The sequence below is a fragment of the Streptomyces sp. HNM0574 genome, assembly GCF_012726235.1.
Lineage (GTDB): Bacteria > Actinomycetota > Actinomycetes > Streptomycetales > Streptomycetaceae > Streptomyces.
In genome coordinates, this window is the sequence record NZ_JAASAH010000004.1 from 410,652 (window position 1) to 431,061 (window position 20,410).

The 20,410-nt window shown below is 74.9% G+C and carries 15 protein-coding genes; 9 read left to right on the forward strand and 6 right to left on the reverse strand.

All coding sequences use genetic code 11. The features are described from left to right. Positions 1-45 precede the first annotated feature (45 nt). Complete coding sequence (alaS, locus tag HCC30_RS10855; protein ID WP_169442212.1) at positions 46-2,736, forward strand: alanine--tRNA ligase; 2,691 nt, start codon at positions 46-48, stop codon at positions 2,734-2,736. On the opposite strand, the gene HCC30_RS10860 is transcribed toward alaS, so the two are convergent. Further along, complete coding sequence (locus HCC30_RS10860; RefSeq protein WP_169442213.1) at positions 2,720-3,280, reverse strand: TetR family transcriptional regulator; 561 nt, start codon at positions 3,278-3,280, stop codon at positions 2,720-2,722. The genes alaS and HCC30_RS10860 overlap by 17 nt on opposite strands. Before the next feature lie 158 nt (positions 3,281-3,438). On the opposite strand from HCC30_RS10860, the gene HCC30_RS10865 reads away from it, so the two are divergent. The 3 genes from HCC30_RS10865 to HCC30_RS10875 all read left to right on the forward strand — a co-directional run bounded on the left by HCC30_RS10865 (position 3,439) and on the right by HCC30_RS10875 (position 7,626). Continuing rightward, positions 3,439-4,995, forward strand: coding sequence for an MFS transporter (locus tag HCC30_RS10865; RefSeq protein WP_240979462.1), 1,557 nt, complete (start codon positions 3,439-3,441; stop codon positions 4,993-4,995). Positions 4,996-5,105: 110 nt separating this feature from the next. Then, positions 5,106-5,900 carry a DUF2071 domain-containing protein gene (locus HCC30_RS10870; RefSeq protein ID WP_169442214.1) on the forward strand — a complete coding sequence of 265 codons (795 nt, stop codon included), beginning with the start codon at positions 5,106-5,108 and terminating at the stop codon, positions 5,898-5,900. 58 nt (positions 5,901-5,958) lie between these two features. Beyond that, positions 5,959-7,626, forward strand: a complete 1,668-nt coding sequence (locus HCC30_RS10875; RefSeq protein ID WP_169442215.1) for an NAD(P)/FAD-dependent oxidoreductase — start codon at positions 5,959-5,961, stop codon at positions 7,624-7,626. 9 nt (positions 7,627-7,635) lie between these two features. Here the strand turns inward: HCC30_RS10875 and HCC30_RS29145 are convergent, their stop codons facing one another. After that, complete coding sequence (locus tag HCC30_RS29145; RefSeq protein ID WP_169442216.1) at positions 7,636-8,235, reverse strand: phosphatase PAP2 family protein; 600 nt, start codon at positions 8,233-8,235, stop codon at positions 7,636-7,638. A 162-nt stretch (positions 8,236-8,397) separates the two neighbouring features. Here HCC30_RS29145 and HCC30_RS10885 point away from each other — a divergent pair, with 162 nt between their 5' ends. The 4 genes from HCC30_RS10885 to HCC30_RS10900 all read left to right on the forward strand — a co-directional run bounded on the left by HCC30_RS10885 (position 8,398) and on the right by HCC30_RS10900 (position 12,783). Next, positions 8,398-10,590 carry an MMPL family transporter gene (locus HCC30_RS10885; protein WP_169442217.1) on the forward strand — a complete coding sequence of 731 codons (2,193 nt, stop codon included), beginning with the start codon at positions 8,398-8,400 and terminating at the stop codon, positions 10,588-10,590. Positions 10,591-10,592: 2 nt separating this feature from the next. Next, positions 10,593-11,213 carry a hypothetical protein gene (locus HCC30_RS10890; protein WP_169442218.1) on the forward strand — a complete coding sequence of 207 codons (621 nt, stop codon included), beginning with the start codon at positions 10,593-10,595 and terminating at the stop codon, positions 11,211-11,213. A gap of 62 nt (positions 11,214-11,275) precedes the next feature. Then, a complete protein-coding gene (locus HCC30_RS10895) occupies positions 11,276-12,232 on the forward strand; it encodes an SDR family NAD(P)-dependent oxidoreductase (protein WP_169442219.1) in 957 nt (318 codons plus the stop codon). A gap of 86 nt (positions 12,233-12,318) precedes the next feature. Then, a complete protein-coding gene (locus tag HCC30_RS10900; RefSeq protein ID WP_169442220.1) occupies positions 12,319-12,783 on the forward strand; it encodes a nitroreductase/quinone reductase family protein in 465 nt (154 codons plus the stop codon). A gap of 18 nt (positions 12,784-12,801) precedes the next feature. On the opposite strand, the gene HCC30_RS10905 is transcribed toward HCC30_RS10900, so the two are convergent. From HCC30_RS10905 to HCC30_RS10920, 4 genes are all read right to left on the reverse strand, one after another. Then, a complete protein-coding gene (locus HCC30_RS10905) occupies positions 12,802-13,650 on the reverse strand; it encodes a class I SAM-dependent methyltransferase (protein WP_169442221.1) in 849 nt (282 codons plus the stop codon). Positions 13,651-13,725: 75 nt separating this feature from the next. Next, positions 13,726-14,955 carry a cytochrome P450 gene (locus HCC30_RS10910; protein ID WP_169442222.1) on the reverse strand — a complete coding sequence of 410 codons (1,230 nt, stop codon included), beginning with the start codon at positions 14,953-14,955 and terminating at the stop codon, positions 13,726-13,728. Positions 14,956-15,182: 227 nt separating this feature from the next. After that, positions 15,183-16,544, reverse strand: coding sequence for an aspartate aminotransferase family protein (locus tag HCC30_RS10915; protein WP_169442223.1), 1,362 nt, complete (start codon positions 16,542-16,544; stop codon positions 15,183-15,185). Between the two features lie 395 nt (positions 16,545-16,939). After that, complete coding sequence (locus HCC30_RS10920) at positions 16,940-18,442, reverse strand: CoA-acylating methylmalonate-semialdehyde dehydrogenase (RefSeq protein WP_169442224.1); 1,503 nt, start codon at positions 18,440-18,442, stop codon at positions 16,940-16,942. 200 nt (positions 18,443-18,642) lie between these two features. Between HCC30_RS10920 and HCC30_RS10925 the strand changes: the two genes are divergently transcribed. Further along, positions 18,643-20,286, forward strand: coding sequence for a PucR family transcriptional regulator (locus HCC30_RS10925; RefSeq protein WP_169442225.1), 1,644 nt, complete (start codon positions 18,643-18,645; stop codon positions 20,284-20,286). Positions 20,287-20,410 lie beyond the last annotated feature (124 nt).

A 20,410-nucleotide genomic window follows, 5' to 3' on the forward strand; every position in this document is an offset into this window, starting at 1 on the left:
TCGCCCGTATTCGCCCCCCGTCCGCCACCGCCTTCGGAGTCCCTTGTGCGCACCGCCGAGATCCGCAGCCGCTTCCTCGACTTCTTCGCCGAACGCGGGCACACGGCCGTCCCCAGTACGCCGCTGCCCACGCCCGATCCGACGCTGCTGTTCGTCAACGCGGGCATGGTGCCGTTCAAGCCGTATCTGACGGGCGAGGCGGCGCCGCCGTGGCCGCGTGCGGCGAGCGTGCAGAAGTGCGTGCGCACCCTCGACATCGAGGAGGTGGGGCGCACCACCAGGCACGGCTCGTTCTTCCAGATGAACGGCAACTTCTCGTTCGGCGACTACTTCAAGGAGCGGGCGATCACGCTCGCCTGGGAGCTGTCCGTCACCTCTCCCGGCGACGGCGGCTACGGGCTGGACCCGGACCGCATCTGGGTCACCGTGCACCACGACGACGCCGAGGCGCGTGGCCTGTGGCGACGGCTGACGGGGCTGCCGGAGGAGCGGATCGTCGCGCGCGGGGACGAGGACAACTTCTGGTCCATGGGCGTGCCCGGGCCGTGCGGGCCCAGTTCGGAGATGTTCTACGACCGGGGCCCGGTGTACGGGCGCGGCGGCGGCCCGGACGCCGACGAGGACCGGTTCATGGAGTTCTGGAACCTGGTCTTCATGCAGTACGAGCGGGGCGAGGGCGCGGGCAAGACCGGCTATCCGATCCTCGGCGAGCTCCCGCACCGCAACATCGACACCGGCATGGGCCTGGAGCGGATGGCCACCCTGCTCCAGGGCGTGGACAACCTGTACGAGACGGACGAGACCCGCCCGGTGCTCGACCGCGCCGCCGCGCTCGCCGGCGTCCGCTACGCCGCGCACCCCGACATCCCCGAACAGGCGGAGAACGACGTCCGGTTGCGCGTCGTCGCCGACCACGTGCGGACGGCGCTGATGCTGCTCGCCGACGGCACCACCCCGGGCAACGAGGGCCGCGGGTACGTGCTGCGCCGCATCCTGCGGCGCGCCGTCCGCTCGATGCGGCTGCTGGGCCACCAGGATCCGGCGCTGCCCGAGCTGCTGCCTCTCGCGCGGGACTGCATGTCCCCCAGCTACCCGGACGTCGCCGCCTCCTTCGACCGGATCGCGGACCAGGCGTACGCCGAGGAGGAGGCGTTCCGCTCGACGCTGCGCCAGGGCACCACGATCCTGGACACCGCCGTGCGGGAGGTGAAGGCGGCGGGCGGGCACGCGCTCCCCGGCGCGCAGGCGTTCCTGCTGCACGACACCTACGGCTTCCCCGTCGACCTCACCCTGGAGATGGCCGCCGAGCAGGGCGTCGAGGTCGACCGGGAGGGCTTCGCCGCGCTGATGCGCGAGCAGCGGGAGCGGGCCCGCGCCGACGCCCGGGCGCGCAAGTCCGGTGCGGTGGTGGACACTTCGGCGCTGCGCTCCGTCCTCGACCGGCACGGCACCACCGACTGGCGGGCCCGCGAGACCCTCACCACCGACTCCCGGGTGCTGGCCCTGCTCGGGCCCGGCGGGCCGCAGCCGGTGGCACGGACGGGCGAGATCGTCACCGTCGTGCTGGACACCACCCCGTTCTACGCGGAGTCCGGCGGGCAGGAGAGCGACGCGGGGCGGATCTCCGGCACCTTCGTCGAGGCCGATGTGCTCGACGTGCAGCGCCCGTTGCCGGGGCTCGTCGCCCACCAGGTGCAGGTGACCGGCGGCGAGCTGGCCCAGGGGGACACGGTGCACGCGGCCGTCGACCCCGAGTGGCGGCTCGGCGCCCGGCAGGCGCACTCGGGCACGCACATCCTGCACGCGGCGCTGCGCGAGGTGCTGGGGCCGACGGCCCTCCAGTCCGGTTCGTACAACCGGCCGGGCTATCTGCGGCTGGACTTCCCGTGGCGCGGCGGGCTGTCCGCCACCGCGCGCACGGAGATCGAGGACGCGGCGAACCGCGCGCTGCGCCGCGATCTGCCCGTCGGCGAGCGGTGGATGACGCTGCCGGAGGCCAAGGAGATCGGCGCGCTGGCGCTGTTCGACGAGACGTACGGGGAGCTGGTGCGGGTCGTCGAGATCGGCGGGGCCTGGTCGCGGGAGCTGTGCGGCGGGACGCACGTCGACCACGCCTCGCAGGTCGGGGTCGTGGCGCTGACCTCGGAGGCGTCGGTCGGTTCGGGGATGCGGCGGCTGGAGGCGGCCGTCGGTGTGGAGGGCTTCGGGCATCTGGCGCGCGAGCGTGACCTCGTCACCCGGGTCGCCGAGCAGCTCCAGGCACCGCGCGCCGAACTGCCCGCGCGGATCGGGACGTTGCTGGAGCGGCTGAAGGCCACCGACCGCGAGAACCAGCGGCTGCGGCAGCAGGCCGCGCAGGCGCGCGCCGCGCAGCTGGCGGCCGGGGCGCGGGAGTCCGGGGGCACCCTGGTGGTCACCGCGGAGGAGCGCGGCGGCGCCGACGAGGCCCGCCGCCTGGCCACCGAGGTGCGCGAACGCCTGCCGCGGGACCGTCCCGCGCTCGTCGCGGTCGGCGCCACCACCGAGGACGCCAGGGCCGTCCTCGTCGTCACCGTCAACAAGCCGGCCCAGGACGCCGGCACCTCGGCCGCCTACCTGGTCAAACACCTGCTCTCCGGCCGCGGCGGCGGCAGCCCGGAGACGGCCCAGGGCGGCGGCGTCGCCCCGGAAGCCCTGCCCCAACTCCTCGCGGACGTGCCGGGGTTGGTGGCGGGGGGCCTCATTCCTCCGGCGTGAGGATCGCCGCCAGGGGTTCGGTGAGCTGGGTGCGGGTGAGGGGGGTGGCGGCGGCGAGGGACTGCATGAGGAGGCCGTCGAGGGTGGTGACGAGGGCGGCCGCGGTGCGGGGGTCGGTGTGCCGGGAGAGGACCTCGCGCTCGGTGGCCGCGTAGAGCAGCGCGGACTCGCGGAGTTCGGGCCTGCGCATCGCGGCCGTCATCAGCTCGTAGGAGAGGACGACGACGTCGCGGGCCTCGCGGATCTGCTGCTCGACCAGGTCGGCGAGGGCTTCGACGAGTTGGGCGGGGCTGACCTCGCCGAGCCCCTCGCCCCAGGCGTGCAGCCACTCCGCGTACCGCGCGGTGAGCCGGCGGGTGGCGGCGTCGAGGAGGTCGTTCAGGGTGGCGAAGTAGTAGGTGGTCGAGCCGAGCGGGACGCCGGCCTCGCGGGCCACCGCGCGGTGGCTGAGCCGGGCGATGCCGTGCTCCAGGAGGAGCCGCTCGGCCGCGGCCAGGATGCGCTCCCGGCGCTCGGGGTCGGCGGGTCCGCGCTTGGTTCCCATCGGCTGACGTGCCTCCTCGCCCCGGAAGCTCCCTGCCCCGGGAAACGGATCGCTGTTCCGGACATTTTCTGTGTACGCTAGTACAGGAATTTGCGTACGGCCGTACACAAATTCTGGGCACATACGTTCGTCGGGGGAGATTCGGAGAGGTGGGGGCCATGACGCCTTCCATGCCGCACGAGGTGCACGCGAAGGCCGGACTGCGCGAGTGGATCGGGCTGGGGGTGCTCACCCTCCCGGTCCTGCTGATCGCCATCGACCTCAACGTCCTCGGCTTCGCCATCCCCGCGCTCAGCGAGGACCTCGCGCCGTCGAGCACCCAGCTGCTCTGGCTCGTCGACATCTACTCGTTCGTCCTCGCCGGCCTGCTGGTCACCATGGGCACCGTCGGCGACCGGATCGGGCGCCGCAAGCTGCTGATGCTGGGCTGCGCGGGCTTCGGCGCGGCCTCCGCGATCGCCGCGTACGCGCCCAGCGCGGGCGGGCTGATCGCCGCCCGCGCGCTGCTCGGTGTCGCGGGGGCGACGCTGATGCCGTCCACGCTGTCCCTGCTGCGGAACATGTTCCGCGACGAGCGGCAGCGGCTCACCGCCGTCGCGGCCTGGGGCTCGGCGTTCAGCGCGGGCACGGCGCTCGGCCCGGTGGTCGGCGGGGTGCTGCTGGAGCACTTCTGGTGGGGCTCGGTCTTCCTGCTCAACCTGCCGCTCGTGGTGATCGCCCTGTTCGCGCTGCCGCTGCTGGTGCCCGAGACCCGCGACCCCTCCCCCGGCCGCTTCGACCTGCCCAGCGCGGCGCTCTCCCTGCTGACGGTGCTGCCCGTCGTCTACGCCATCAAGTCCTTCGCGCACGGGGAGCCGTTGACGGCGCTGCCGTTCCTCGCCGCCGGGCTCGGCTTCGGCGTGGTCTTCGTCCGGCGCCAGCGGCGGCTGACGCACCCGATGATCGACGTGACGCTGTTCGCCGTGCGGCGCTTCTCGGCGGCGCTGGTCACCGAGGTCGTGATCATCTTCGTGCTCGCCGGTTCGATGTTCTTCGTCCCGCAGTTCCTCCAGCTCTCCGAGGGCCTCTCGCCGCTGGAGGGCGGCCTGTTGCTGCTGCCGGGCGCCGCACTGTCCATCGCCGCCGGGTTCCTCGCGGCGGCCGCGGCGCAGCGCGCGGGCGTGCGGCGGCTGATCACCGGCGGGCTGGCGGTCACCGCGCTCGGGTACGCGGCGATGACGGCGCTCTCGCTGGGGAATGGTGCCGCGCTCGTCGCCGTCGCCTTCTGCTTCATCAGTCTCGGCGCCGGGACGGTGCTGACGCTCACCAACAGCATCGTGCTGGACACCGTCCCGCCCGAACGCGCGGGCGCCGCCTCCGCGCTGTCCGAGACCGGTATCGAACTGGGCGGCGCGATGGGCGTCGCCGTCCTCGGCAGCGTGCTCTCCTCCGCGTACCGGCTGGGCCTCGACCCCGTCGAAGGGGTGCCGCACCGGGTGATGGACGCGGCGGGCGAGACGCTCGGCAACGCGCTGCACGCCGCCGGTGAGCTGGGCGGCGAGGCCGGACGCGCGCTCGCGGCCGCGGCCCGGGAGGCGTTCACCGGGGGCATCCAGATCACGGGGCTCGCCGGCGCCGTCGTCCTGGTGCTGGCCGCCGTGCAGGCCTGGGTGCTGCTGCGGCCCGCCGCGCCGGCGGAGCCGGAAGCGGAGGCCGAGACCTCCCGCGCCGGCTGACGGGCCCCCGAGCAGGGCGGAAGCCCCGCCCCCGCACCCCGGCGCCGAGAGCGGTCACGGCCGTCTGGAAAGCTGACGGCCGTGACCCCGCCCCCGTCTCCCGCCGGCCCGTGACCGCGCCCGCCGTACCGGCGGGGCCCGTCACCGTCGACGCCCCGGACCGGATAGCGCGTCCGCTGCTCACCCAGTCCTGGCTCGACCTGGCCTTCCTGCACTGGGCCTTGCCCCCGGAGGACGTCGCGGGACTGCTGCCGGAGGGCACCGTTCCGGACACCCTGGACGGGGTGACCTACGTCGGTCTTGTCGCCTTCCGGATGCACCGGGTGGGCTGGTTCCGGCTGCCCGGCATCCCGTACCTGGGCTCCTTCCCGGAGACCAACGTCCGGCTGTACTCGGTCGACGCGCAGGGGCGGCGCGGCGTCGTCTTCCGCTCGCTGGACGCCTCCCGGCTGATCCCGGTGGCCCTCGCGCGCAGCTGCTTCCGGCTGCCGTACGTCTGGTCCCGCATGGCCGTGCGCACCGGCCCGGACGGCACCGTCAGCTACGCCAGCTCCCGGCGGTGGCCGGGGCCGCGCGGGGCGCGCAGCCGGATCACCGTACGACCGGGCGAGCCGCTGACCGAGCCCGGCGAGCTGGAGCACTTCCTCACCGCGCGCTGGGGCCTGCACAGCACCCTGTTCGGCCGCCCGCTGCACCTGCCGAACGCGCACCCCCGCTGGCCGCTGCACCGCGCCGAACTCCTGGACTGCGACGAGGACTTGATCACCGCGGCGGGCGTGCCCGCGCCGCAGGGCCCGCCCGTCAGCGTCCTGTACTCCCCCGGCGTCCCGGTCCGCTTCGGCGCCCCGGCGTCCGGCGGGCGCGCGGGGGCCCGTACAGGCGTGCGGCGGGACGGGCGCGGGTAGGCCCAGGCGGAACCGATCTTGGAACGCCCAAGCGGTGGCCGACCTTGGAGGGTGAGCGATGTCCGCACGGGCCGCGCGGGAGACGGAGGCGCAGCGGGACGGAGGAGGAGCCGGGTACGACGTGATCGTCGTCGGCGCCGGGTTCTCCGGGCTGTACCTGCTGCACCGGCTGCGTGAACTGGGCCTGCGCACCCTCGTGCTGGAGGAGGCCGAGGGGGTCGGCGGCACCTGGTACTGGAACCGCTACCCGGGCGCCCGCTGCGACGTCCCGAGCTTGTACTACTCGTACTCCTTCTCCCCCGAGCTGGAGCAGGAGTGGGAGTGGAGCGAGCGGTACCCGGGCCAGCCCGAGCTGCTGCGCTACCTGGAACACGTCGCCGACCGCTTCGCACTGTGGCCGGACATCCGGCTCGGCACCCGGGTGAGCGCCGCGCACTTCGACGAGACCGCGGGCCGCTGGCGGGTGCGCACCGCCGACGGTGCCGAACTGGCCGCCACCTACTGCGTGATGGCGACCGGCTGCCTCTCCCGCGGCAAACTCCCCGAACTGCCCGGACTGGACGACTTCGCCGGGCCCGCCTTCCACACCGCCCGGTGGCCGCACGAGGGCGTCGACTTCACCGGGCAGCACGTCGGCGTGATCGGCACCGGCTCCTCCGGCGTCCAGGCCATACCCCGGATCGCCGAACAGGCGGCCCGGGTGACGGTCTTCCAGCGCACCCCGAACTTCGCCGTCCCCGCGCACAACCGCCCGCTGGACCCGGCCGAACAGGCCGCCGTCAAAAGCCGGTACGCGCAGGTCCGGGCCGACGCGAGACTGTCCGGATTCGGCCCGCTGGACCTGCCGCCGGAGGGCGGCAGCGGCGTCCGGATGCCCACCGAGTCGGCGCTGGAGGTCGACGCCGAGGAGCGGGAGCGGCGGTACCGGCGGGCCTGGGACGAGGGCACGCTGGTGTCCTTCCTGACCACCTTCACGGACATGCTGACCGACCAGCGGGCCAACGACACCGCGGCCGACTACGTACGCGCCCGCCTCCGCGGCCTCGTCGACGACCCGGCGACGGCCGAGGCGCTGACCCCGCGCGGCCACCCCTTCGGCACCAAGCGCCCCTGCCTGGAGTCCGGTTACTACGCGGCGTTCAACCAGCCGCACGTCCGCCTCGTCGACCTGCGCGCCACCCCGCTCACCCGGATCACCCCGGACGGGGTGGCCACCAGCGACGGCGAACACCCCGTCGACAGCCTCGTGTTCGCCACCGGGTTCGACGCGATGACGGGCGCACTGCGGAGCATCGACATCCGCGGCCGGGACGGCCTCGCGCTCCGCGACAAGTGGGCCGACGGGCCGCGCACCTACCTGGGCGTGGCCACGGCCGGGTTCCCGAACCTGTTCCTGATGACCGGCCCCGGCAGCCCGTCCGTCCTGACGAACATGGTCGTCTCCATCGAGCAGCACGTGGAGTGGATCACCGATTTCCTGGCCCGCCTGACCGCCGACGGCACCCCGCTCGCCGAGGCCGAACCGGACGCCGAGGCCGCCTGGTCCGCCCACGTCGACGAGGTCGCCGCCGCCACCCTCTACCCCCGCGCCCGCTCCTGGTACACCGGCTCCAACATCCCCGGAAAACCCCACGGCTTCATGCCCTACGCGGGCGGCGTCACCCCGTACCGCGAGAAGTGCGACGAGGTCGCGGCACGGGGGTACGCGGGGTTCAGGGTCGAATGAGGCGCGCCGTCAGCGGGTGAACTCCGCCAGCGCGGCGCACGCCGCCACCCCCAGCGCCGCACCCGCGAGGACCTGGCCCCTGGTGTGCGCCCCCAGGTACAGGCGCGACCAGGCGATCGCGGCCACCACCCCGTAGAGGACGACGCAGCGCGGGTCGAGCAGCAGGGTCAGCTGGGTGACGCCGGCGGCGGCCGCGCTGGTGTGCAGCGAGACGTTGGTGGCGCAGGTACCGAGGAGGACGAGGACCACCAGCAGCGGACCGGCCGCCCCGAAGGCCAGCAGCCGGGGCGGGGCTCCCCCGTAGGCGCACCCCAGCCAGACCACCGCCGACAGGACCGTCACCATCACCAGCAGCGCCACGCGGTGCCCCCGCCGCGTGGGCATCAACTCCGGCCACCAGCCCAGGCGTACCGCGCAGAAGGCGGCGGCCAGGCACAGCGTCAGCCAGGAGCCGATGCCGCCCAGCGCCCACAGCAGACCCTCGGGCCGCGGCCAGGTCTCGTACCAGCAGACGACGCCGACGACGAGCGGCACCACCGGAGGCGTGAAGCAGGTCTCCAGCCCCTGTGCCAGCCGCGTACGGACCGGCGCCACGAAGATCGTTGCCACGGCCGGTGAAACGAGCCGGGGGCCGCCGGGACACCGGCGTCACACCGTCGCCGCACGCCGCGCCCACCGGGCTGGGCCGCGCAGGTGACAGGCCCGTGACGCCGGTTCCGGCGCGGCGTTGGAGCAGGAGTGAAGGGCAACGGCAGTCCTCGGGATGCTCAAGTGGCGCCGCAGGCGCCCCCGTTCACCTGCCGCGCGGCGGCCGCGGCCCGGATCGGCGACGCCGCGGTGCGGCACCGCCGCGCGGTGCTCACCGTGTGGCTGGGCCTGGTCCTCCTCTCCCTCACCCTGCTGCCGGGGCTGGTGCGGGCGCTGGTGCCGCCGGACACCCGGATCGAGGGCTCCCCCTCGGCGGCCGCCGCCGAGCTGGTCGCCGAGAAGTACCCGCAGCTCGGCTCCCAGCAGGTGATCCTCGCCTTCGCCTCGTCCGGGCTGCCCGCCTCCGACCCCGGGTACCGGCGCGCCGTCCGGGCCGTCGCCGCGAAGGCGGCCGAGGAGCCCGGGGTGGGCGCCGTCATGCCCCTCCCGCCGGTGGCGGGGCAGGACCCGCGCCACTCCTATCTGCTGCTCGGCGTCCGGGGCGAGCGGCCGCTGCCGCCGGAGCTGAGCGCGTCGCTCCGGGCGAGCGCGAGCAGGGCCTCGGCAGGGAACGTGGAGGTCGCGCCGACGGGGGTGACTCCGGTGCTGGCGGCGGGCGTTCGCACCGAGCTCGCCGATCTGCGGACCGTCGAGCTGATCACCGCGCCGGTGGTGGCCGTGCTGCTCGCGGCCGGTCTCGGTTCGGTCGGCGCGGCCGTCCTGCCGCTGCTGTCGGCCGGTGCCGTCGTGGTGACCGGGCTCGGCGTCCTCGCCCTCACCAGACCCGACGAGGGCGTCGACATGACGACGGTCTCGATCGCCGCCACGGTGGGCCTCGGCCTCGCCCTGGACTACGCCCTGCTCCTGCTGCTGCGCTACCGGCGCCTGCGCGGGGCCGGCGGCACACCGCGGGAGGCCGCCGCGCGGACCGCGGCCACCGCGGGGTCGACCGCGGCCTGGGCAGGCACGGCGGTGCTGCTGACCGCCGCCTGTCTGCTGGTCGTCGACATCCCGAGCGTGCGCGCCCTCGCCGTCGCCGTCGTGCTCGCCGCCGGGCTGGCCACCGCGGCGGCCCTCACCCTCGTCCCCGCCCTGCTCGTCACGGGCGACCGCCTGCTGGGGTGGGGCCCGATGCCCTGGGCCGGCCGGGCCGCGCCGGGAGCGGGACCGGCGCGCTGGGCCCGGCATCTGATGCGCCGTCCGGTGCGCTACGCCGCGGCCGGGACGGCCCTGCTGGCGCTCGCCGCCGCCCCGTTGGGCGGTGTGCAGACCGGGGTGCACTTCGACCGGGGTGCCTTCGCCGGGTCCGACGCCGGGCAGGCGCTGGCCCGGATGGAGGCCGACGGTCTGGCGAGCGTCACACAGCTGGCCCTGCCGCACCCGCCGAAGGAGGGCCCCGTCGACACCCAGCGGCTGGCCGGGGAACTGCGCGCCGACCCGCGCGTCTCCACCGTCACCGCGCTGGACAACGGCCGGGACACGACCGTGCTGCTGATCGGCGAGCGGCACCCCGTCGACTCCCCCGCCGCCGCGGATCTCCACCGCGACCTGCGGGACCGGCTGGTGCCCCGGCTGCTGCCGGGACAGCCGGTGCACCTCGCGGGCCCCAGCGCGACCGTGCACGACCTGGACCGGGAGCTGCGGGAGCGGCTCTGGCAGGTGCTCGCGCTGATCCTGCTGGGCACCTTCGCGCTGACGCTGCTGCTGTTCCGCTCGCTGCTCGTCCCGCTCAAGGCGATCGCCCTGAACCTGCTGTGCCTCGGCGCCGCCTTCGGGCTGCTCACCCTGGCCGTCGGCCGGTTCGCCGACGGCACGGTCAACCTGCTGCTCCCCGTGGTGACGGTGACGCTGGTCTTCGGGCTCTCGATGGACTACGGCGTCTTCCTCGTCCACCGCATCGCCGAGCGCCACCGGGAGAGCGGCGACAACACCGTGGCCGTCGCCGACGGCCTCCGCGACACCGCGCGCACCGTCTCGCTGGCCGCCGGCGTCATGGTCGTCACCTTCGCCGGGCTGCTGTTCACCCACCGTCAGGAGCTCCAGCAGCTGGGCTTCGTCGTCGCCGTGGCCATCCTGCTGGACGCCACCGTCGTCCGGCTCGTCCTGGTACCGGCCCTGATGCGGCTGCTGGGGCACCGCAACTGGTGGCTGCCCGGCCCGTTGGCCCGTCTGCTGCCTCCCCCGCCCGCCCCGCCCCGGCCCCGCCCCGCGACCCCGGTGCCCCGCCCGGCGCGGGAGCACCGGCCCGTCACCCCAGCAGAAGCAGAAAGGGACTGACCATGCACCACGCAGCCGACGCCACCCGGGCCGCCCCGCACCGGCGCGGGCGCGCCCTCGCGCTCGCCGCCGCGACCGCCGTCCTCCTCGGCCTGTCCGGCGGGGGCGGGATGACCGCGAGCCACGCCGCCCCCGCCGGGCAGGCGCAGCGCACCGCCGACCGTCTCCTCTCCTGCGAGGCCCGCACTCCCGCGGGCAGGCCCCTCACCTTCCGCCCCGCCCTCACCCAGAGCCCGCGCACCGTCCGGGTACGGGGCACGCTGCGGCTGAGCGCCTGCACCGCCTCCGGCAAGGCGGCGCGTGCCCTCCGTACGGGGGTGCTGCGGGCCGACGTTCCCGCGCGGGCCGGCTGCACCTCCGTCCGGCCGGGGAAGGGGCGGGCCACCGTCACCTGGTACGACAAGCGGGGCCACCGTGCCGGAACCTCGCGGATCAGCACGACGCCCCGCACGCTGAAGGGCTTCAGCCCCGGCGACACCCTGCTCGGCGGCAAGGTCACCGCCGGCCCTCTCACGGGCGCCCGCGTCGGCGGCAGCACCACCCCGACCAGCGACGTCACCCGGTGCGCCGTGAGCGGCCTCCGCAGCCTCTCGGGCGCCGGAAAGATCGTCTTCACCCGGTAGCCGCGGACGGGGGCTCCCGCGCGGGAGCCCCCTCCCCCGGCCGGAACGCCAGGAGGCCCCTCGTGTCCCACCGTTCCCTCCCCGCCCCGTGGCAGCGGCCGGCGCCGTCCCCGGCCGAGTGGGACGTCGCCGACGTGGCACGCGGTGCGGCCGGCCGCACCGTCGTCGTCACCGGCGCGAGCACGGGCATCGGCTTCGCCGCCGCCGAGCTGCTGGCCCCGCACGCCGCGCACGTCCTCACCGTCTCGCCCGACGAGGCCCAAGGCGCCGCCGCCGCGGCCGTGTTGAGGTCACGGGTGCCGGGCGCCCGCGTCTCGCACGTCACCTGCGATCTCGCCGACCTGGCCCAGGTGCGCCGGGCCGCCGTCCGGATCACGGAGTCGGCGAACGGCCGGATCGACCTGCTGCTCAACAACGCCGGTGTGGCCGCCGTCCCGCCGGGCCTCACCCGGGACGGCTTCGAGACCCACCTGGGCGTCAACCACCTCGGGCACTTCGCCCTCACCGGGCTGCTGATGCCGGCCCTGCTGCGCTCGCCCCGGCCGCGCGTGGTGAACGTCAGCTCGGTGCTGCACCGGCTCGGCCGTCCGCACCCGCACACCCCGCACCGGCCACCCCGCTACCACCGGTGGCGGGCGTACGCCGATTCCAAGCTCGCCAACCTGCTGTTCACGACCGGCCTGAACCTGTGGGCCCGCGAGCACGGGATGCCGCTCAGCGCCGTGTCGGCCCACCCGGGCCTGGTCCGCACGGCCCTGGGGTCCGACGCCCTGCACGCCGCCGGACGCCCCCGGGAGGCCGCGGCCCTGCGGTGGCTCCAGGCGCGCGCTGGCACACCCCGGCGGAGGCGGCGGTGCCGCTGCTGCGGGCCGCCGTCGACGGGGAGTTGGCGGACGGCGCGTGCGTCGGGCCCGGCGGCCGGTTCGAGATCCGCGGGCCCGCCGTACGGGTACGCACCGCACGCCGGGCGAACGACCCCGAGGCCGCCCGGCGCCTGTGGCACCTGTCGGCGGCGCTGACGGACGTCACCTACCCGGGCACGCGGACGGCACCGCCCGCCGGGGCCCCGGCAGCGGGCCCTGGCCAACTCCCCCGGACCGCCCGCGTGTTGGCCCGGCTCGGCCGTACCGGCGTGTTCCGGCGGCTGGGGCCGCGGGTGCTGCCGCGGGTCGATCTGGCCTGTCACCGCTGGACCGGCGGCAGGTGGATGCCCAGCGGCGCCGCCGTGCCCACCCTGGTGCTCGACACCGTGGACAGCGGGGGCGTCACGCGCAGCACCCCGCTGCTCACGGTCCGGGAGCCGGGCGGCGGCTTCCTCGTCATGGGCACCAACTTCGGCAGGGCCCGGCACCCCGCCTGGTCGCAGCGGCTGCTGCGCACCCCGGCGGCGACGGTGCACTGGCGCGGCCGGCGCATCCCCGTGCGGGCGCGGCGGCTCGGCGAGGCCGAACTGCGGGCGGCACACGGCCGGATCACCCGCGCCATGCCCGTCTTCGACGCGTACGTGCGGCACAGCGGGCGCGAGGTGCGCGTCTTCCGGCTCACCCCGTCCTGGCGCGACGGACGGTGACGCGCGGGCCCCGCCGGCTCAGCCCTCCGCCGCCCTCCGCCCGTGGAAGAGCCCCCAGCGGAGGTGGTTGCGGCGGGCCAGGTCGGTCCAGAGGGGGAGGTTGGCGAGGAGGCCGTCGAGGTAGGCGGGGGTGATGACCTTCTCCAACTCGGTGACGCGGCGGCGTACTTCCTCGTCGAGGCGGGTGTAGTGGGTGACCAGGTCGGGGGTGCGCTCCTCGAAGCGGACGTCGTCGAGGGCGAGGGCGGTGAGGGCGGCGCGGTAGGAGGAGGGGGTCGCCAGGTCGGGGAGGCCGAGGCGGGAGATGGCGGGGCGCAGCACCTCGGGCGGTGTCCCCTCGGCGGACATGATGTCCGAGAAGACCAGGGCGCCGCCGGGCCGGAGCAGCCCGGTGGCCTGCTCCAACGCCTGTGCGCGGTCCGGGAGATGGCACAGGACCTCCAGCGACCACACCACGTCGAACGGGCCGGCCCCGGCCGGGACGGCGTCGAGGGTGCCGGTGACGACCTCGATCAGCCCGTCCAGGCCGAGCCGGGCGTTGGCGGCGCGGTGCCGGGCGTTGTGCTCCTCGCTGAGGTCGACGGCGAGCACGCGGCAGCCGAAGCGCCGGGCGAGGGCGCGGGACGAACCGCCGTACCCGGAGCCGAGGTCGAGGACGGTGGAGCCGGGGCCGAGCAGGTCGGCGACGGTGTCCCCCGCGTGCCGGACGGTGCGGTGGGAGGCGTCGGCGACGTCCTCGTCCGGGTGCGCGTAGATGCCGACGTGCAGGTCCTCGCCGCCCCACACGGTGTCGTAGAAGGCGTCGACGTCCGCGTTGTCGTAGTAGCGCCGTACCGACTCGTCGCTGTGTGCCGTGCTGTTCACCATGCCCGGCACCCTGCCCCGCGCCCCGCCTCCTGATCCGCGGCGCGGGCGGATTCCGGCCATCCCGCGGGGCGGATCTCACCAGCTCACAGGCACCTCGTCCACGCCGCCGGTGACGCGGTCGGTGCGGACGGTGAGTTCGGTGGCCGGGCGGGTCAGGTGGAGGGTGGGGAAGCGGGTGAACAGCTCGCGGAAGACGGTGCGGAGTTCGGTGCGGGCGAGGGAGGCGCCGATGCAGAAGTGCGCGCCGTGGCCGAAGGCGAGGTGGAGGTTGGGGCTGCGTTCCGGGTCGAAGGTGTCGGGTTCACCGAAGACCTCGGCGTCCCGGTTGGCCGCGCCGGAGGAGATGATCACGGCGTCGCCGCGGGCGATGGTGACCGTGCCGACGGGCACGTCCTCGTGCGCGTAGCGGAGCAGGCCGAGGCCGCCGGGTGCGGAGAGCCGGAGGATCTCCTCGACGGTGGGGTTGACCAGCCGGTCCGGGGCGGCGGTGAGCGCGTCCCGCCGCGCGGTGTCGGTGAGCAGCATCAGGACGCCGAGGTCGATGCGGTTGACGGTGGTCTCGTGCCCGGCGAAGAGCAGCCCCGAGGCGATGCGGGTGAGCTCGTCGTGGGTGAAGGCGGGGTCGTCGCGCTGGGCGACGGCGAGGTCGGTGAGCACGTCCTCGCCCGGGTCGCGGAGCTTCGCGGCGGCCAAGTCACCTGTGTAGGCCCGGAATTCGTCCATGGCCAGCTGCGCGTCCTCGCCGGTGTCGAGGCGGCCGACGCGCTGCGAGAGGCCGTGGAAGTAGGCGCGGTCGGCGTAGGGCACGCCGAGCAGTTCGCAGATGACGAGGACGGGGACGGGGAAGGACAGCTGCGCGTGCAGGTCGACGGGCTCGTCCGGCGCGGCGGCCCGGGCGGCCTCCATCGCGTCGAGCCGCTCGCCGACCAGCTGCCGGACGTGGCCGGCGAGCGCGGTCATGCGGCGGGCCGAGAACGCGGGCGTGAGCAGCTTCCGCATCCGCTGGTGGTCGGCGCGTTCGGTGGCGTACTCGCCCTGCGGGCCGCCCATGACGGCCGCGTCGGAGACGCCGGGCGCGTCCTCGGGGCTGGGGTGCGAGCGTCCGAGGCGCGGGTCGCCGAACAGCTCGCGGGCCTCGGAGTAGCGGGTGACGAGCCAGGCGGGGTCGCCCGCGGGGGTGCGGACGCGGACGAGGGGCGCCTGCCGCCGCAGTACGTCGTACAGCGGGGCGAGGGCCAGGACGTCGGGGCGGTCGAAGGGGAGGCGGGGGTCGGCGGCTGCCGGGCGGTCGAGAGTGGTGCCCACGGAGGTGCTCCTCAACTGGACGTCCGGCGGCCGGAGAAGCTCCCTCGACGCCGGACGGGTCGGCGAACCGGACCGGCGGGGGACGTCGGTCCTCGGGTGCGGCGGACACTTCACGCTAACCCGCCGCTACCGGACGGCACCAGATACGTGCAGCCGCCAACCGCCTTCGCCCGCGCACGAGTCGGGGCCCGGCGGCGGATCGCCACCGGGCCCCCGCGTCGTGGGCGTCACGCGCCCGCGCGGGCCTCCAGGACCAGTTCGTCGACGCGGCCGAGGACCTTGTCGAGGACGGCGAGCCCCTCGCGCGCCTCCTCCTCCGTCACCGTGCACGGCGGGACGACGTGGATGCGGTGCGAGTTGGTGAACGGCAGCAGGCCGAGGGACTTCGCCGTCCGCACGGCCTCCGCCATGACGGGGCTGCTGCCGCCGGTGGGGGCGACGGGCGTGCGCGTCTCCTGGTCGGAGACCAGCTCGATCGCCCAGAAGACGCCGCGCCCGCGCACCTCGCCGACGCTGGGGTGGCGCTCGGCGAAGGCGGCCAGCTCGGGGCCGATCACCTCCGAACCGATGCGGCGGGCGTGCGCGTTGACGCCGTCGCGCTCCATGACCTCGATCGTGGCGACGGCGGCGGCACAGGCCAGCGGGTGCCCCGAGTAGGTGAGGCCGCCGGGGTAGGGGCGGTGTGCGAAGTGCTCGGCGACGCGGCCGCCGATCGCGACGCCGCCGAGCGGCACGTACCCGGAGTTGACGCCCTTGGCGAAGGTGAGCAGGTCGGGGACGACGCCCTCGTCACCGGCGACGAACCAGGAACCGGTGCGCCCGAAGCCGGTCATCACCTCGTCGACGATGAGCATGATCCCGTACCGGTCGCAGATCTCGCGGACGCCGGCGAGGTAGCCGGGCGGCGGGATCATGATGCCGGCGGTGCCGGGGATGGCCTCCAGCAGTACGGCCGCGACGGTCTGCGGGCCCTCCAGCTGGACGACCTGCTCCAGGTGCGCGAGCGCGCGCTCGCACTCCTCGGCCTCGGTCGTCGCGTGGAAGGCGCTGCGGTAGGTGTACGGGCCGAAGAAGTGGACGACGCCCGAGGTGCCGCTGTCGTTGGCCCAACGGCGCGGGTCCCCGGTGAAGTTGATCGCCGCGTCGGTGCCGCCGTGGTACGAGCGGTAGCGGCTGAGCACCTTGGGGCGGCCCGTGGTGAGGCGGGCCATGCGGACGGCGTGCTCGTTGGCGTCGGCGCCGCCGTTGGTGAAGAAGACCCGGTCGAGGTCGCCCGGGGTGCGCTCGGCGATCAGGCGGGCCGCCTCGGAGCGCTTGTCGTTGGCGTACTGCGGGGCGATGGTGGCCAGTTCGCGGGCCTGCGCGGCGATCGCCTCGACGACCTCGGGGTGCTGGTGCCCGATGTTGGTGTTGACCAGCTGGGAGGAGAAGTCGAGCAGCCGGTTGCCCTCGCCGTCGGTGACGTAGGAGCCCTCGGCCGCGGTGACGACCATCGGGCTGATCTCGGCCTGCGCGGACCAGGAGTGGAAGACGTGCGCTCTGTCGAGCGCGTAGGTACGGGCTGCGGACGTTCCGGGCTCAGGTGCCATGAGGGGTGACTCCTTGGGAGGGGGCGCGCCGACAAGGGGCGCGGGGAGGGGCGCCCCGTCAAGGGGCGCGGGGAACTGCGCGCTCAGCGGGTACGCGCGTGCACACGGCGACGTTCGGGGCGGGGCACCCCGGAGCCCGTCAAGGGGCGCGGGGAACTGCGCGCTCAAGCGGGACGCACCCGCACGCGCCGTCGTACGGGGAGGGGCACCCCATGAAGCGAGGCGCACCCCGCGCCGGGGTGCTGCGCTTGCCAGCCCTGCGCCTTCGCGCAGACCTCCCAAGCGCGGCGGGAGAAGCGGGGGCGCGGGGAACTGCGCGACCGGCCACGACGGGCCCGCGGCCGGCCGCGCGCAGCGAGGGGCACCCCGAGAAGCGACCGCCCCCCGCGAAGGGCCTAGCTCTGGGGGAAGCCGAGGTTGAGGCCGCCGTGGCTGGGGTCCTGCCAGCGGGTGGTGACGACCTTGCCGCGGGTGAAGAAGTGCACGCCCTCGGTGCCGTGCGCGTGCGTGTCACCGAAGAGCGAGTTCTTCCAGCCGCCGAAGCTGTAGTACGCCATCGGCACCGGGATCGGCACGTTGATGCCGATCATGCCGACCTCGACCTCGTTGCGGAACCGCCGGGCCGCTCCCCCGTCGTTGGTGAACACCGCGGTGCCGTTGCCGTACGGGTTGGAGTTGATCAGCTCCAGCGCCTCCTCGTACGTGTCGACGCGGAGGACGGAGAGCACCGGGCCGAAGATCTCGTCGGTGTAGCAGCTCATGTCCGTGCGGACGTGGTCGAGCAGGGTCGGGCCGAGCCAGAAGCCGTCCTCGCCGCCGTCGGCCGCGACCTTCCGGCCGTCGACGACGATGTCCACGCCGTCCTGCTCGGCGGCGTGGACGTAGGAGGCGACCTTGTCCCGGTGGGCGGCGGTGACGAGCGGGCCCATGTCGCTGTCGCGGGTGCCGTCGCCGGTCTTGAGGGTGCGGGCGCGCTCGGCGATCTTCGCGACGAGCTCGTCGGCGACACCGCCGACCGCGACGCACGCGGAGATGGCCATGCAGCGCTCACCGGCGGAGCCGAAGCCCGCGTTGACCATGGCGTCGGCGGCGAGGTCGAGGTCGGCGTCGGGGAGGACGACGGCGTGGTTCTTGGCACCGCCGAGGGCCTGCACGCGCTTGCCGTTGGCAGTGCCCTGCGCGTACACGTAGCTCGCGATCGGGGTGGAGCCGACGAAGCTGATCGCCTTGACGTCCCGGTGCGTGAGCAGCTCGTCGACGGCGAGCTTGTCGCCCTGGAGGACGTTGAAGACGCCGTCGGGCAGGCCCGCCTCGCGCCACAGCTCCGCCAGCCACAGCGCGGCGGTGGGCGCCTTCTCGCTGGGCTTGAGGACGACGGTGTTGCCCGCCGCGATCGCGACGGGGAAGAACCACATGGGCACCATCGCGGGGAAGTTGAACGGCGAGATGATGCCGACGACGCCGAGCGGCTGGCGTACGGAATTGACGTCGACGCCGGTGGAGGCGTTCTCGGTGAAGCCGCCCTTGAGCAGGTGCGGCATGCCGCAGGCGAACTCGACGACCTCCTGGCCGCGGGTGACCTCGCCGAGCGCGTCCGAGACGACCTTGCCGTGCTCGCTGGTGATGATCTCGGCCAGCTCCTGCTTCCGCTCGTTCAGCAGCTCGCGGAAGCGGAAGACGACGGCGGTGCGCTTGGAGAGCGAGGTGTCCCGCCAGCCGGGGAAGGCGGCGCGGGCCGAGGCGATGACCTCGTGCGCGTCCTCGGCGTTCGCCAGCGCGACGTCGCCGGTGACCTCGCCGGTGGCCGGGTTGGTCACGGGGGCGGTGCTGCCGCTGGTCCCGGTGAAGGTGGTGTTGCCCAGCCAATGGCTGATCTGCGCACGTGCGGTGTTCGCCACGGTCTCGTCCTCGCCCTCGCTCGCTCAAGGGGCTCGCGCGCTCGCCGAGCCCCGGGGTGCCCGGCCGCCCGCGCGCCCGCCGGGGGGGGGGAGGCGGATGCGCGGGCGGCCCTCTGCACGGTTGAGGCTGCCAGAGCTCGGGGCGACGGTCTGTACGGATGTTCGAGGTCTTCTTTACAGAGTGTCGGTAGACTGCCGGGGTGATCCCGACCGTGCGAGAGGTGCTCGCGCTGCCCGTCCTCGCCGCCGGGCGGCCCCTCGTCGTGGGCGGCGAGCGGCACCTGGACCGTCCGGTGCGCTGGGTGCACATCAGCGAGGCCACCGATCTGACGCACCTGCTGGAGGGCGGCGAGCTCGTCCTCAGCACCGGCCTGCCGCTGACCGGCGACGAGGCGTCCGTCGAGGCGTACCTGCGGATGCTGGGCGAGCAGCGGGTGGCCGGGCTCGTGGTGGAGCTCGGGACGCACATCGCTCAGGTGCCCGGGCGGCTGGGCGCGCTCGCGGACGCGGCCGGAGTGCCGGTGGTGGCGCTGACGGCGGAGATCCGCTTCGTCGAGGTGACGCAGCAGGTGCACCGGCTGATCGTCGCCGACCGGTACGAGGAGGTGGAGTTCGCGCGCACCACGCACGAGGTCTTCACCTCGCTCAACATCGCGCGGGCCTCGACCACCGACATCGTCACCCGCGCCTCGCAGATCCTCGGCGCCCCGCTGGTCCTGGAGGACCTCACCCGGCACGTCCTCGCCTTCTGCACGGCGGGCGCCCCGGCGGCCGGACTGCTCGACAACTGGGCGGAACGCTCCCGCCTCCGCGCCCCGGACCAGGAAGCGGAACAGGCCGCGTGGCCGTCCGTACCCGTCGGCGTCGGGGCCGAGCGCTGGGGGCGGCTCGTCCTCCCCGCGGCCGGCCCCTCGCCCGCGCGGGCGCGGATGGTGCTGGAGCGGGCCGCGCAGTCGCTGCAACTGCACCGCATGCTCCAGCAGGAGCGGGACGCGCTCGTCGTGCAGGCCCTCGGCGGGCTGCTGGACGATCTGCTGAGCGGCCGGGTCGGCGACGAGTCGGAGGCGCTGGCCCGCGCGGGCGCGCTGGGGCTGGCACCCAGCACCCGGTACGTGCCGCTGGTCGTCCGGGTGCCGCGGCTGCCCGAGGGGGACGCGCTGCGGCAGGGCGAGGTCGACCGTCAACTGCTCACCGCCGTACGGCAGTCGGTGACCTCGGCCGGGCACACGGCGATCGTCTCGATCCGCCGGGAGGGCACCGTCGCCGTGGTGATGACCTGCGCGGGGGCGCTCGGCCAGGGGGACGCGGACACCGCGCTCGCCGCCGTCTGCCGCGGCCTGCGCGAGCGGCTCACCGAACGGCACGCGCCCCGGCGGCCCGGCGGCGAGGGCACCGCCGCGTGGGTGGCCGGGACGGCACCGGCCGCGGGCAGCCTGGTGGCGGCGGCGCGCGGGATCGCGGAGGCCGAGCACGTCGCGGACGTCGGGGTGACCATGCCGGAGCGGGGGCGGCTGTACCGCTCGACGGACGTGCGGCTGCGCGGGCTGATCGCCCTGCTCCGCGACGACCACCGCGTACAGGCCTTCGCGGAGACGGAGTTGGGGCGGCTGCTCGACCACGACGCGCGCACCGGCGAGGACCTGCTCGGACTGCTGCGCACCCACCTGGAGTCGGCGGGCTCCAAGACGGAGACGGCACGGCGCAGCGGCCTCAGCCGGCCCACGCTCTACAGCAGGCTGCGGACGCTGGAACGGGTGCTGGGCGTCTCGCTGGAGTCGGCCGAGTCCAGGACGTCCCTGCACACGGCGCTGATGGTGCTGGAGGCGCGGCGGGGCGGCCGCTAGGGGCCGCCCCTCATCGGGAAGGAACGTGCCGTCGTGGACCGCGGGTCCGAGGTGGCCGTTCGCGCAGTTCCCCGCGCCCCTTGAGTCCCGGGGGTCGGCGTTCGCAGGCCCGCCTGCTTACATG

Coding starts and splice junctions, on each gene's coding strand:
- HCC30_RS10890 (WP_169442218.1), top strand. CDS start 10,593: ATGCACCACGCAGCCGACGCCACCCGGGCCGCCCCGCACCGGCGCGGG.
- HCC30_RS10875 (WP_169442215.1), top strand. CDS start 5,959: ATGTCCGCACGGGCCGCGCGGGAGACGGAGGCGCAGCGGGACGGAGGA.
- HCC30_RS10915 (WP_169442223.1), bottom strand. CDS start 16,544: ATGGCACCTGAGCCCGGAACGTCCGCAGCCCGTACCTACGCGCTCGAC.
- HCC30_RS10865 (WP_240979462.1), top strand. CDS start 3,439: ATGACGCCTTCCATGCCGCACGAGGTGCACGCGAAGGCCGGACTGCGC.
- HCC30_RS10905 (WP_169442221.1), bottom strand. CDS start 13,650: ATGGTGAACAGCACGGCACACAGCGACGAGTCGGTACGGCGCTACTAC.
- HCC30_RS10860 (WP_169442213.1), bottom strand. CDS start 3,280: ATGGGAACCAAGCGCGGACCCGCCGACCCCGAGCGCCGGGAGCGCATC.